This window comes from Chloroflexota bacterium (assembly GCA_026389585.1).
In the GTDB taxonomy this organism is placed as follows: Bacteria; Chloroflexota; Dehalococcoidia; order UBA2247; family RBG-13-53-26; genus JAPLHP01.
The window spans coordinates 1-12,455 of record JAPLHP010000055.1; the positions used below are offsets into that span (position 1 = coordinate 1).

Annotated in this window: 16 protein-coding genes; 9 read left to right on the plus strand and 7 right to left on the minus strand. The window is 51.0% G+C overall.

The window, feature by feature from the left end:
- The 4 genes from NTZ04_04545 to NTZ04_04560 form a co-directional block, all read right to left on the minus strand.
- Nucleotides 1-137, minus strand: a 137-nt coding sequence (locus NTZ04_04545) for a cold shock domain-containing protein (protein ID MCX5991585.1), incomplete at its 3' end; no start/stop codon positions are given.
- Between the two features lie 723 nt (nt 138-860).
- Complete coding sequence (locus tag NTZ04_04550; protein MCX5991586.1) at nt 861-1,892, minus strand: hypothetical protein; 1,032 nt, start codon at nt 1,890-1,892, stop codon at nt 861-863.
- Nucleotides 1,873-4,083 carry a DUF1156 domain-containing protein gene (locus NTZ04_04555; protein ID MCX5991587.1) on the minus strand — a complete coding sequence of 737 codons (2,211 nt, stop codon included), beginning with the start codon at nt 4,081-4,083 and terminating at the stop codon, nt 1,873-1,875. Before NTZ04_04555 ends, NTZ04_04550 begins: the two co-directional genes overlap by 20 nt.
- 302 nt (nt 4,084-4,385) lie before the next feature.
- Complete coding sequence (locus tag NTZ04_04560) at nt 4,386-4,514, minus strand: hypothetical protein (GenBank protein MCX5991588.1); 129 nt, start codon at nt 4,512-4,514, stop codon at nt 4,386-4,388.
- A gap of 378 nt (nt 4,515-4,892) precedes the next feature.
- On the opposite strand from NTZ04_04560, the gene NTZ04_04565 reads away from it, so the two are divergent.
- The 5 genes from NTZ04_04565 to NTZ04_04585 all read left to right on the plus strand — a co-directional run bounded on the left by NTZ04_04565 (nt 4,893) and on the right by NTZ04_04585 (nt 7,148).
- Nucleotides 4,893-5,204 carry a zinc-ribbon domain containing protein gene (locus tag NTZ04_04565; GenBank protein MCX5991589.1) on the plus strand — a complete coding sequence of 104 codons (312 nt, stop codon included), beginning with the start codon at nt 4,893-4,895 and terminating at the stop codon, nt 5,202-5,204.
- An 88-nt stretch (nt 5,205-5,292) separates the two neighbouring features.
- On the plus strand, nt 5,293-5,523 hold the full coding sequence (locus tag NTZ04_04570) for a DUF2934 domain-containing protein (GenBank protein MCX5991590.1): 231 nt from the start codon (nt 5,293-5,295) through the stop codon (nt 5,521-5,523).
- A 50-nt stretch (nt 5,524-5,573) separates the two neighbouring features.
- Nucleotides 5,574-5,807 (plus strand): dodecin family protein, encoded by a 234-nt coding sequence (locus tag NTZ04_04575; protein MCX5991591.1) that lies wholly within the window; start codon nt 5,574-5,576, stop codon nt 5,805-5,807.
- Nucleotides 5,808-6,061: 254 nt separating this feature from the next.
- On the plus strand, nt 6,062-6,466 hold the full coding sequence (locus NTZ04_04580) for a hypothetical protein (protein MCX5991592.1): 405 nt from the start codon (nt 6,062-6,064) through the stop codon (nt 6,464-6,466).
- Between the two features lie 94 nt (nt 6,467-6,560).
- Complete coding sequence (locus NTZ04_04585; GenBank protein ID MCX5991593.1) at nt 6,561-7,148, plus strand: class I SAM-dependent methyltransferase; 588 nt, start codon at nt 6,561-6,563, stop codon at nt 7,146-7,148.
- 31 nt (nt 7,149-7,179) lie between these two features.
- Here NTZ04_04585 and NTZ04_04590 read toward each other — a convergent pair whose 3' ends face one another.
- Nucleotides 7,180-7,965 (minus strand): alpha/beta hydrolase, encoded by a 786-nt coding sequence (locus tag NTZ04_04590; protein ID MCX5991594.1) that lies wholly within the window; start codon nt 7,963-7,965, stop codon nt 7,180-7,182.
- A gap of 719 nt (nt 7,966-8,684) precedes the next feature.
- Between NTZ04_04590 and NTZ04_04595 the strand changes: the two genes are divergently transcribed.
- The 3 genes from NTZ04_04595 (at nt 8,685) to NTZ04_04605 (ending at nt 10,754) form a co-directional block, all read left to right on the plus strand.
- Nucleotides 8,685-9,239 carry a DUF6125 family protein gene (locus NTZ04_04595; protein ID MCX5991595.1) on the plus strand — a complete coding sequence of 185 codons (555 nt, stop codon included), beginning with the start codon at nt 8,685-8,687 and terminating at the stop codon, nt 9,237-9,239.
- Between the two features lie 178 nt (nt 9,240-9,417).
- A complete protein-coding gene (locus NTZ04_04600) occupies nt 9,418-9,831 on the plus strand; it encodes a hypothetical protein (GenBank protein MCX5991596.1) in 414 nt (137 codons plus the stop codon).
- Between the two features lie 113 nt (nt 9,832-9,944).
- On the plus strand, nt 9,945-10,754 hold the full coding sequence (locus NTZ04_04605) for an alpha/beta hydrolase (protein MCX5991597.1): 810 nt from the start codon (nt 9,945-9,947) through the stop codon (nt 10,752-10,754).
- A gap of 303 nt (nt 10,755-11,057) precedes the next feature.
- Here NTZ04_04605 and NTZ04_04610 read toward each other — a convergent pair whose 3' ends face one another.
- A complete protein-coding gene (locus NTZ04_04610) occupies nt 11,058-11,375 on the minus strand; it encodes a hypothetical protein (GenBank protein MCX5991598.1) in 318 nt (105 codons plus the stop codon).
- Nucleotides 11,376-11,617: 242 nt separating this feature from the next.
- Nucleotides 11,618-12,316, minus strand: a complete 699-nt coding sequence (locus tag NTZ04_04615; protein ID MCX5991599.1) for a transposase — start codon at nt 12,314-12,316, stop codon at nt 11,618-11,620.
- 60 nt (nt 12,317-12,376) lie between these two features.
- On the opposite strand from NTZ04_04615, the gene NTZ04_04620 reads away from it, so the two are divergent.
- Nucleotides 12,377-12,455 (plus strand): IS200/IS605 family transposase (locus NTZ04_04620; protein ID MCX5991600.1); only part of this gene is annotated, 79 nt, incomplete at its 3' end.

The following is a 12,455-nucleotide window of genomic DNA, read 5'->3' on the forward strand; positions in this document are numbered from 1 at the left end:
TCTTGGCCTTCCTTGAGGGAAGAATAGTCCACACCTTCGAGCTGACTCTGATGAAAGAAGAGGTCTTTCCCTTCCTCAGTTTGGATAAACCCATAGCCCTTGTCTCCAATTAGTTTCTTGATTGTACCCTTCGCCATAGCATAGCCCCTTTCTATCTGCCACTTAGAAGCGGAAGTACCATCAGCAGATTGCCTTCAGTGACATGATACACCCACAACCTCAGCTTGGATACAAAAGAGGGGCCTGACAGCTTGAAGTTCTACAAGTTTCTGTTGTCCAAACGGGTTTATCTTCTAAGCATGGCAGCTTGTAGTCGTAGATTTTGCTCCGATGTATCTGAACTAAATAAGGATGGCTGGTCAGTCAGCAACATGACTCAGACCCCAGAGTCATGTTCACCCCCCCTTCCAATAAGATTGAACTGACTGCCAGCCATTTGGTTGGTAGGCTGCTCTTCCTGTGAATGGATAACCGCAGCCTTCCGTGTTCCAGATCTTGTCTTTCTCCTCCCTCCTTTTGTTTGTTGGGTCTGGTTCCATGCTGATTAGGAGTGAGTATCACATCGCACTACGAATATCGTGGTAAGATTGTACCGCGCCATGCATAGACTTGTCAAGTTTACTATGCACGAGCATAACGTTTGGGGAAAGGTTGATGGTTGGTAGATGTGGACATAATGTGCATGGTTTCAGAGTTCCAGAAAGGTATTGATCAGGACAGACTGAAGTTCTACAAGGCTGGTGGGGTGGCTTGGATACAAAGGGGGAAGTCCATCAGAACAACGACCAAGCTGACCTGCGGCTATGGAGCGCAGTGGAACTGCGGTCAGGTGCAGCGCCTTGCTATGCCGTTCCAATTGGTTACTTGGTCTTGAAACCCTTAAGCCTTGTATGTTCGATAAGTTGATCAAGCGTCTTGAGCGTGAATACCTTGCCTCTAGTCGCGAGGATCATCTTTTTCATGTCTTCACGACGAACGCCGAAACCTCGTCCGCCTATACAGGCGATGACCTCATATTTTGGGCTGTCTGCCGACCGACCGGCGAGGCTCAATTCGCCGAGGTGCTGAATGCGAGTTACCTTGTCTCGAGCTGTGCCGTCGTCTTCGCTAATCTTCGCTTCAATGATGACCTGCGGGTTAAACTCGCTCGGAATAATGAAATCGGGAGACTGATCGAACCCCTCGATACGTTCCGCCCGCTTCGTCTTACGGTAACTGATGCTGGCCTTTGTCAGCACGTCCTCGATGGCCGATTCAAGGCTGTCACCGACCAACTCGCTGACCGAATCGCGTTGACCCGCAAAAGGCCTCCCGAGACAACGCTCGTAGTGAAGCATGGCATAGGGTACCCCCATGCCCGCGATGCTCTTTATGCTGTCGAGTCCGCGACTGGTATCGGCCTTGTTCAAACGATGCAGTTGATCGCCCTCAACTTGCGGCACACCTTCAGCGAGCATCAGACAAGCCGTTTCCACTAACGCTTTTAGCCTTTCCTCGGTTACTCCGTTTGCGTTGAGCGGCGTTTCCGGCGACATCCTGATTTTTCTGTCGATGGTCCTGACAAAACCCTGCGCAACGTTCACGCCGGTTCGCTGGGTCGTCACATAACCCCATTCCGGCGGTGTAAAGCCGAGCATTGTGCGCAGAACCACGATGGAAATGGGCTCCGCCAATGCTGCGGGCAGCACCTTCGTCGTTTCGAGATCGGAGAAGCCCTTTGTCGCGGTCTTAAGCGCCTCGTATCCTCGTTCAAATGCCGGATACTCGACGAACCCAACACCCTTTGGCATTACGAGGAATTCCGACTCCAGGCACGAGAAAACGGCATCAACATACCCTTCCGCATCTCGCAGTATTTCTTCAAAGGGCGCTTCAAAAGGATACTTCGGCATAAGAGCCTCCATATTTTTCGATGTTTTCGCGCACTGTGAACAAGGGCACGCCTCGGAACGAATCTTCCGGTTCAAGAAGGCGTTTCTCGATTTCGGCCCATCCTCCAAATCTCACAATCCAGGATGATACCGCAGACAAGCGCTTGTTGATATCAGCGTTCTTGTTCCAGGACTTGCGAAGGTTCCATATTGCTAGACGGATGAGATGTCCGTAGACAATGCACCTCTTGTCTCCGGTCGTAGGCTTGACATTCCCTAAGCGCAGTTTGGCCAAATCCTCATTTGCGAGTTCGGCGACGCGATCTATTGAATCTACCACCCATTTCCGAGGCACCGTGCCGGTTGATCTACATACGAAAACAGTGTCGATGATCGAGGAGCCGGTTCCGTTGATATGGATGGAAGCTCGCATTTCCGCAGGGCAAGGCAAGGAGGCCGAGCAGGTCAAACCGGCGTCGAGGATGGCGACCGCTAGCGGGTGATATGCCGCAAGATCGTTGTGGTGATAGGTGAAAGCGAGCGGTGCTCCAGGCTTAAGGGCCATTGCCATCTTCTGAAAGACGGATGACAGGCCTTGAGCAAAGTGATCAAGCCCCCTGCCCATGTCTTCGTTGCCGGTCAACTCCTGGGGGTTGCGTGTCGAAAGATTGGCAAATGCATCGGCCTCAGTGAGTATGAGACGACGGAGCCACACGTAACAGAAATCCATCAATTCAGCATATTGAACGTTTCCGTAATAAGGAGGATCGGTGAGGACCGCATCCAACGAAAACGGGGGCAGATCCGCTTGAGCGGCATCATTGCAGTGTAGCGCAACACTCCGCCTTTCAGCCCGTTGCTTGCCGTTTGGATTGTCGCCGATCCATTCCCCCTTGATCGAAACGATTTCCTTTTTCCCCCCCCGATGTCTGATTTCGAACGGACTGTCGCAGTAGGCCTTTGCCTTACGGAATTTCTCGATGATATTTGCCCAGCCGCCGCTGCCTACACAGATGCTCTTGTTCGGCTCAACTATTCCGAGAAAATTGGACTCACACTGAATGAGCCCCACTGGGAACCCATGAACCGAGAAAATATCAAGCGATTTCAGCGCCATGGTGTCATATCGGCAAAGCATGTTCTGGTAGCGCAACAGATCTGAAAGATTGGTCGCAAGAGAGTTCCTGATGCGCTCATTATTTGTACGGGCAATCATCTGGGCGGACAATTCCAATCCGAGGAGTTGCCGGGCATTGAACATTTCCCGGTAGCGGTTATACCCCCAGCGATGAAGCCGATTTGTCTCGTCACCGGAGGGGATGCTATCGTCAGGAACATACATTGCGCGCATTCCTGCCCATTGTTCTTCGGCCTGACATGCCTTAGCCAAATCCTGGGAATCCGGAGCCTTGAAGAATCTGCCGGTGAGGTGTCCTTTGCAGGATGGGCAGTAATATTCAAGCGCGAAAAGTCGATGCCGTGGCGCTCCCAATAACTTGTTGGGAAACGTATTGATGGTCCCGCAGTCGGAGCATTTGCAGCGGCCGTGCTTTGCGGGGCCTTCCAGTGAGAGCCTAGCGCCACAATGCTGGCAATCCCCCAGCGTTTTTCGGTCGACCGTTTCGGTCAATTGCCCACATGTATGACATAGGAAGACATTTTTGGGATGTCTTGAGTCGGAAGCCAGAAGATAGCCGGGGAACAAGTCGATGGTTTTGTCACATCTCTGACAGGAAATCGTTTTCACCCAAAGGAAATACTTGACGTGCGCATCCTCATTTCCGCAAGAAACACATCGTGTACAGTAAAGATGCCCGATCTCCTTCTCCAACTGCCAGCGCAATGAATTAGCCACCTGAAGATACTCCTCCAAGTCGAGATGTTCGATCTCCTGTTTGACGATCCAGTAGGCCATGGGGTTGATGTCGAATCCGGTGATATCACAGCCGAGCCTGTTGGCCTCTATAAGTGGAGTGCCGCCACCCATGAATGGATCGGCGACTTTGATCTCTCTCAGACTGTTTGCCTGGTAAAAGGTCTCCTGTAGGGGCTTATCAAGAAATTCGGAAAGCAACAAGCCGCGGAACAGTGTTCCTGGTCTTCGAGCAAACCACTTATGGACTGCGATAATTGGCCTGTAGTTCTGCTGAATCTGCTTTTCACGCAGAGCAAGGTCAGCTATGAACGAGATGTCGAAATTCCTCTCTATCACAGTCAGGAGCCTTTCACGGCAGTATGCTTCTTAGACGGCCCAACATTCCCTTCTCTACTGCTGCAGCAGTTGTGCGAATGGTACATGAGAATTAGGGACAGTGTCAAAAGCAAGTCTGTTTGACAAGATGTGATATGGTGCTGACCTGCACCCGATCGTCATGCCAACCCAACCTCAGCTTGGATATAAAGCGCAAAGGAAGAGGCTGTTGAGCCTCTCCTCTCCCCTCACGCCGGGGTTCTGAAGGCCGCTCAGTTGCCCTTCTTTGCCCGGTATTTCATCTTCCTCCAGGACTGCTTTACTTACTCAATCTCGGCTTCCCATCCATCTGCTCGTAATGCCTTCGCAGCAGCTTTTGCAGCAGGCTTGGTATCGTAAGCCCCCTCCAGTGTCCAAGTATGTCCGTCCCATTTCCAGGCTTTCTGTGCCATCTTACTTCCCCCTTGTTCTTACAGCTTTCCTTACCAACCGATTGCCCCACCGATGAATAGACCTTCCTCCAGTCCTGGCATGTCTTGCCTCTAAGGAGCCGGAAAGTCGCTCAGTTTCTGACTGAGACTTTGTTTAAGGGGCTTCGGTGCCACTTTCTTGTAGACCCCGAAGTAGAATAGCGCCGCCAAGCTGATGTTGGGAGATATGATTTACGCATAGGATTCCTGCTCCTATTGCATATTATGCGGCGGATGTGTTAGCATAGCAGCACTGGTTTCAGTTTAGGTTGTCAATAGTCTGTTAGCCCTCCCCGAGTGCAGCCACTGGCTCTGGATGACCCGACTCTAGCCAAATATCTCAAGGAAGGAGGTCATCCCATGAGCTTTGTGGACAAGTCCCTCAAGTGCTTTGACTGCGAGTCTGCTTTCACCTTCAGCATCAGCGAACAGGAGCTGTTTGCCACGAAAGGCCACACCCACGATCCCAAGCGCTGCCCATCGTGCCGCGCAGCCAGGAAACCCCAGAGTAACGGCTTCTCGGGCTACAATGCCACCGTGCGACAGATGTTCCCGGTAGTGTGCTCCCAGTGCGGCAAGCAAACAGAAGTACCCTTTGAGCCGCGAGGAGGTAGGCCAGTCTACTGCAGAGATTGCTACATGAGCATAAGACCAAACGTCGTGCGAGCTTAGCGGCATGTAGAATTCAGATGCGCTTGGTGACAACACCGAAAGGGAATGATCAGTGGTTAGGTCATCTGGCGATAGGAAGGATTGAAGAATGCACCATGACAACGAAGTGAGACTGATCGCTTATCAGATTTGGGAGCAGGACGGTCACCCCGGCGGGCATGACCTGGAACACTGGTTCAAGGCTGAGGCTGTCTGGCAGAAGAGACAGGGGCAGATTGAACACAGGGCCGAGGATTTGTTCAGTCGTACTGAATTACCAGCCCCAATGGTAAGTCGAGAGCGAAAGCAAACTGAAATACCCCGGCGGCGTTCCAAGTAGTGACTTGACGGTCAGGTGAACCCGAGGCTATTAAGAAGGAGGAAGAACACATGGCAGTTACAGCAAAGAAAGCAGACAGCGTATACAAGGTAATCGAGATCATCGGCACGAGCACCCAGTCGTGGGAGAAGGCTGCAGCGTCGGCGGTAGAGATGGCTGCCAAGTCATTGCGAGATCTTCGCGTTGCAGAAGTCGTCGAAATGGACATGCAGATCGATAATGGAAAGATCCTGGCCTACCGCACGAAGATAAAGCTCTCATTCAAGTATGAGAAGGAAGACTAAAGCTCAGGAAATATAGGCGCCCAGTTCCAGAACACAAAAGCCCATCTGCAAAGGTGGGCTTTCTTCATGTCTCCAGACTCACTCCAGCAGTGCCTCATAAAACTCCAGGCTATCCTCAGACCTTCATGCTCCCCCTAAGTCCTCCCACTGAGTTCCTCTCCGTATCCAAGCTGAGGCTGGGTGGTATAATGTCACAGCATCTCTCGCAGCAAAAGGAACACGACCTCACAATCTGTGGAAAGGATTGGGATTAAATGACTGTCAGTGGAAATGGGAATACGTCTCCTGACAGCATGAAGGTAGAGAGAAAGACCAGTGCCTTGTGCTGGTCAGCACGAGTCGTCACCCTGGTAGGAGCGCTTCTGATCGGGTTTCCATGGAGTATATACGGCATTGGCCTCACACTCCTGGTTGCCATAATTGCCTGGCGTTGGCACCTGCCAGGCGGCCTACTCATCATTCTGCCGACTGTTGCGTGGCTTATATATGTGTTGGTTGCATACATGTTTTTCAATGAGCGCCCAGTGAGCGAGTATGAGTTCTGGGACATCTATCCGTTTCTCCTTGCACTTGCCGCCCCATTCCTTTCCGGCGGCGTCCTTCATCTCATCGTCTGGTGGAAGGAGGAGAGGAAAAAGCAGATCCCACCGCAAGCATAGCACCATCACCACAGCGACACCCAGTAGAACTTCAGCGGTAGTGGTACATTGACAGGGTATACTATCCAAGACCATGCATGCTCTCATATATTCAATGTTGATCGACCGTGTGTTGCAGGGCATCAGGATATATGTCCCCGAGTTTTCCGGAATGAAACCAGGGGACAGAGTATTGGATGTTTGCTGTGGCACAGGTGCCCAGACGTTTCACTACGCAAGACTGGGTATCATTTCCTCCGGAATCGACCTGGATCACCACATGATAGAATTCGCTGAAAAGAGCAGGGTAGGGCAACGTTTGCCGAATGTCTCCTTTCAAAGGGCAAGCGCCCTGGATTTGCCATTTCAAGATGAATCCTTCGACTATGCTTCCACCTCCATGGCACTGCACGAAAAGGAAGGAGCAGCGAGAGATAGAATCATCTCTGAGATGCAGAGAGTAGTAAAGAAAGACGGTATCCTGGTTTTCGTAGACTACAGGGTGCCTTATCCGCAAAATGCATATGGCTATTTTGTCAAAGCTGCAGAGCTAATGGCGGGGAAGGACCATTTCAGATATTTCAGAGACTATATCAAGCAGGGTGGATTAGATTCACTGCTAAGCAGAAATCACCTTCATGAAGAAAAGAGGAGTCATGCCAGGAGAATGCCTCTTGTAATAGTGACGGTGAGACGCGCCTGAAACACTACCCGCCGCTGAGGCAGTCAGGATTTCAGCCACGCAATTCTTCTTTGAGGATGGTGTAGAATCTGTCTCTTGCGGTCCGCTCAATCCAGGGATGATGACCACAGTTCTCTATAAGAATAAATCTAAAGTCTTTGACTACACCGGATAGTGGGGTTTTGATACCTTCGGGAGGATGGGGGTCGTAGTCTCCGTGGATGGCCACCACCGGACATTGGATTTGTTTGCCAAGCGCCACAAGTTTCCCACTACTTCTCAGTTCTGTGGCATCTGCCCAAACACCTTCATAGATATCGTACCGGCATCCAATGACCTTACTTTCGTAAGGAAGGGGGTCATAGGAATCGGCTTTGGAGATATACTCACCAAATTGAGCGAAGATTCTGTTCTTATCCTTACTATCCGGGCCGTCTAAAATTTTCAAAAGAGAATCTACTGCTGCTCTCTCCTCTTCTGTCAGACGACTTAATCGAGTCCTCATAATATTCACTGCATATTTATCTTCGAATACACCGCTGCTAACAAGTATGAGCTTCTTTACCAATGAAGGGTTCCGGGCAGTGAGAATGAAGCTCAGCATGGCCCCCCAGGAGTATCCAACCAATATAACCGGAAGATCGCCGTTCTCTTTCAATACCATCTTCAGTTCCTGGAGTTGTCCTTTCAGGGTTGATTTTGTTTGAAGTGGTTCCAGAACACCGCGAGTTGTGGAAAGTTCCTTTGCCACCGGCGCCATCTCTCCAGGAGCACCAGGCCCGCCATGAATGACTGCTACGTTGAAAGGGGCCTTCCCGTATTTCTTCAGGTTTTCCATATTTGTTCTTAGCTGTAATTATGAATATTACGATTTGGAACGACGTTGATCAGTCCCCAGACATTGTACCACCCGTTAGGGCAGACCCGCCGTCGTTAGAGTCGGCCGGATGGATTGGGGGAACCGGAGGTTGATACCCGAGAGAGTTGCACAGCCGATGTTTCCGCAAAGAGATTTCATCCCCAGCGGCTCCCTATAGAACTTCAAGGTATCCGAGATAGTTTTGTGGTATAATATCTCTTATGAGGATTCTCCCATGAGAATTACTTCCAGGTGTAATTGGGGGTAAATGGCTGTCAAAAGTGCTGCACATCTAGCCCATCACTGGATTATAGACACTCTACCCAGAAGCGGCTTGTACCACGCTAAGTGCAAGAAGTGTGGTGCAGAAAAGGATTTCCCTCAAGAAGAGCCTCACTTCAGATTGAATGTATATAGAAAGCCAACTGCACCGTCAGTCATAGGACCACCATCACTTGAGCGGCGCTGCTGTACACGATAGCTACGTCTGAGCCAGGTTTATCCTAAATCCCTTTGCTAGTGTCACTGCAGGAACCCCTGGACAAGCCTTAACCTTCACCCTCACCCCACTGGTGCATCGTAGAACCTGCGGCTGACCTTGAACGCATACCCCCCAAGTGTGTTGACACAAGCCCCCTTTGTATTCAGGCTAAGGTTGTGGTGTTATACTCTCCCAAGTATAGTCAAAGGAGGGCAACATGCCAGAGGCAGTAGACTATAGCGGCCCATTTGACCCCAAATTCACTCACGACAAGTTAAATAGAGAGACCTTGTTGAAACTACTCAAGACCTACAACGAATACATGCTCAGGATAGATGGCTTCTGGTATCTAACCGTTATGAAGAAATGGGGCAACGATGAGGCGTTTGATTGCGACGTCAAGGTGTGGGAAAGGGCTCAACTCTGGGAGATGAAGGCAATCAGTGCTGTGTTGAATATCAACGGTGATGACGTAGCCACCGTCTTCAAATACTTCCAGGTTTCCCCCTGGATGCACATTTATACCTCCGTAATGGACCTCAGGGATCCAAATCACGGGCTAATCACCATCACTCATTGCCCCACCCTCATCTCTCTCGAAAAAGAGGGGACGGGACGTGAGAAGCTGATATGTCAAGAGCTGGAGCCGAAGCTCATGGGTATCCAGGCACATTTCTTCAACCCGAAGATAGAGGTCATTGGGATTAAACTGCCTCCCAGAACATCCTACAGTGATTGCTGCTGCCAGTGGGAGTACAAACTGGTCAGATGACGGTATCTCACCCCAGCGGCGGATTATAGAACTTCAGGCTGCCTTCAAACTCACACCCCTGTTGGAGTCCTGGCAGCAAGCCCCTTTTTTATCCAGACTGAGGTTAGGATGGTATAATGTCGCAGTCGCATCCTAAACGTGATTGCATGGAGCGTCCGGTTTTGAGAGGAGGGAAGCGATGTTCTGCCCAAAATGCAGTAAGGAAACAGCGGGAAATCCCACATACTGTCCCGGTTGCGGGGCGAGACTAAGCGAGGGGCCGGCGGCAAAGAAAACAGGGTTCAGTACGGTTGCGGGGATTATCGATATCATAGATGGCAGCCTCAAGCTTCTGGGGGTTTTTGGCTTGACCATAGTCATTATTGGCATACTGACTGGGGATGAAGAGAGGGATGCCTTGGCAATTCTGCTGGCTATCGCCATACCACTGGCGGTTTTGGGGATACTGGCGATAGCTGGAGGCATCTCTGCCCTGCAAAGAAAGAGCTGGGGTATGGCACTTGCTGGAGCCGTCGCTGCGGTGTTGCCCTTTTCACTTCTCGGTATCGCTGCTCTGATACTTACGGCACTATCCAGAGACGAATTTGATTAACCACTGGCATTGAATGTTGATAGCAGGCAGATAGCTATGACATCCGACCTCAGCCACTTCCATGTGTAAACCCGTCTAATAGATAAATTGCTGACATGCTGGAGAGGGCGAAGATGCCCACAACGAAAGTTGGCGACATCAACATGTACTATGAAATCCATGGCAATGGCGATCCACTTGTCATTATTCCCGGCCTTGGCAGCAGCACAGTATACTTCTTCCGTCAGATCCCAGCCCTGGCGGAGGAATACCGCGTCATTGCCTTCGACAACAGGGGCAACGGCCTGAGTGACAAACCAGATATTCCATGCAGTACGGAGATGATGGCGGACGATGCGGCCGGACTGCTTGATGCTCTTCGCATCCGCAAAGCCCACATCTATGGGCACTCTATGGGAGGCATGATCGCACAGCATCTTGCGCTGCGCTATCCGGAGATGGCGGCCAGCCTCATACTCGCATGCACATCCTGTGGTAGCAGGCACGTTGTGCCGGTTGATCAGGAATTCATAGCCAATTCGTTCGACACGCAGCAGCCTCCGGAGGAGAGGATTAGAGGTCGCCTTCGCTTCGTTTTCAGCCAGAAGTTCATTGATAATAATCCGGACATCATTGAGCATTACATCTCACTTTATGTCAAATACACTTCACCCCCTCATACCTATGTCAGACAGGCAGAGGCAATAGTCAACCACGATACCTATGATCAGCTGCATGAAATTAAGGTTCCCACTCTGGTGATTACGGGAACTCATGGCAGGTTACAGCCTGTGGAGACTTCGAGGACACTTGCTTCGAGGATACCGAACGCCGAGCTTATGATTATGGATGGCCTGCGCCATCTTCTATACATTGAGGGCGCAGAGGACGTCAACAACGCGATCATGAGGTTTCTGAAGCGCCATCCCCTGGAGATCCGATAGTTCGGAGACCACTCTTTTGAAAATACTGTATTGGTTTACTTCTACCCGGTGGTTCGTACCAGCGCTTGGTTGCAAGAATAGGCGTCATTCGCTTTGTGAGGGGAGCCCCTTCGGCTTCGCTCAGGGTGACATATTGCCCACTGTGTCGGGCCATCCTTCTGCGTAAGGACGACAGCCACCGCTCTGGGTGTCATGATGACAGGCTCTTAGGTGTTATTCTGATATTGCCCACTGTGTCATTCTGAGCGCAACAAAGAATCTCGATTGTTCCGCTGACTTGTGCCACCAGGCACTAGCGCGATGCTACCCTTCGGAAGGCACCGGAGAGGCAGTGCCCTGAGGCTCTATGCCCAATTGCTTCTTCATCTCGGCTTCTACATCCCGGTAGGCTTGTTCCGCTATCTCTAGTAAGGCTATGCCACCTTTCTGTGCCAGCAGAAACCTCATATGTGTGCCCCGAAGTCTCCGGGCAATGGTTCTCGTCAGATTGCCTTTCTGCTCAGTAGAGATACGATGAATTGCCTTCTCTAGAATGCCTTTTATCATGTAATTTGCAGCCGGAGTATACCTTTTGTTCTTCACACATCTTATTGCATCGGGATACTGGTCAGGGTATTGCATAAAGCCACCTTCCTTTTCATCTTGTTCGAGCCATTGGCATATCTCATCATGAGGAGATCGATCAACTAAGGATAGTTGTTATATCCCCAACTGTCCAGAGCCACTAAGCCGCTCTCTATTTTGTAGAACTTCAGGCTATCCTCAAACCTCATCCTCCCGGTGTGATACGGTCAGACCAATTTATGGATTGCCGCGCCTTCTCCTCGCTCGGCTTGGAGAATGGCTCGCAATCAGGCTGTGTCTCAACTGAATGCGGGAGATAACGTTAAGGCGCCAAAACGACGGATCTGGTTGTTAGTAACTGGCTGAGGGCGATAATTGTTTGGGAAAGTGTGAGTCTGCGGGATCACGGGTACAGGAGATACCCTCCGCAGGGCTCGGATTAACCCCTCAACTCCCAGCAGGGTCATCATTCGCCTGAGGTTGAAGCATACCGAAAGCAAAGATAGCTCCGCTCTTACAGCGCTGCGTCCTCGCATCAGGAAGCTTGTGACTCCTAGATTCCTCTTCATGTGCCCGAAGACCAGTTCCACCTTCTCCCCCCTTCTTTTGTAGATGGCCTGGTTCTGGCTCAAGCCATACTCCCTCTCCAGCCTGCTTCGCAGGTCCTCTTCCACCAGCCTGAGCACTTTCCTGCCCCTGCAGGCAGTCGTACACCGGCCGAACTTGGAGCAGGCCCGGCAGGTTTCCCTGTTCTCAATTACGTATGCCCTGCTGTAGCTCTTCCGGGCTACCCTGTCATACCGAAAGTTCTCTTTGTCAAACTCCCCCGGGGCCCTTTGTGAGACTATTCTCTGGGTCGGTACGATCACCCGGATCCCTTGCTTATCTACCTTCGCCAGGTCGTCCGTCCAGGCATATCCGGAGTCAGCCACCGCCACAGCGCATTTGTTACCCAAGGCTTCCTGTGCTTGATCTATCTGCCGGGAGAACTGCCCGATGTCATTCTCTTTTAGGGTCTGATACCCCGCCGCTTGCGGCGAATGAATTAGAATAGATGCATGAGCATCTATTTACACAAGAGCCACAATGTAAGCGTATTGTTGTATCATCTGGTGTTTCCAACGAAATACCGTCGGC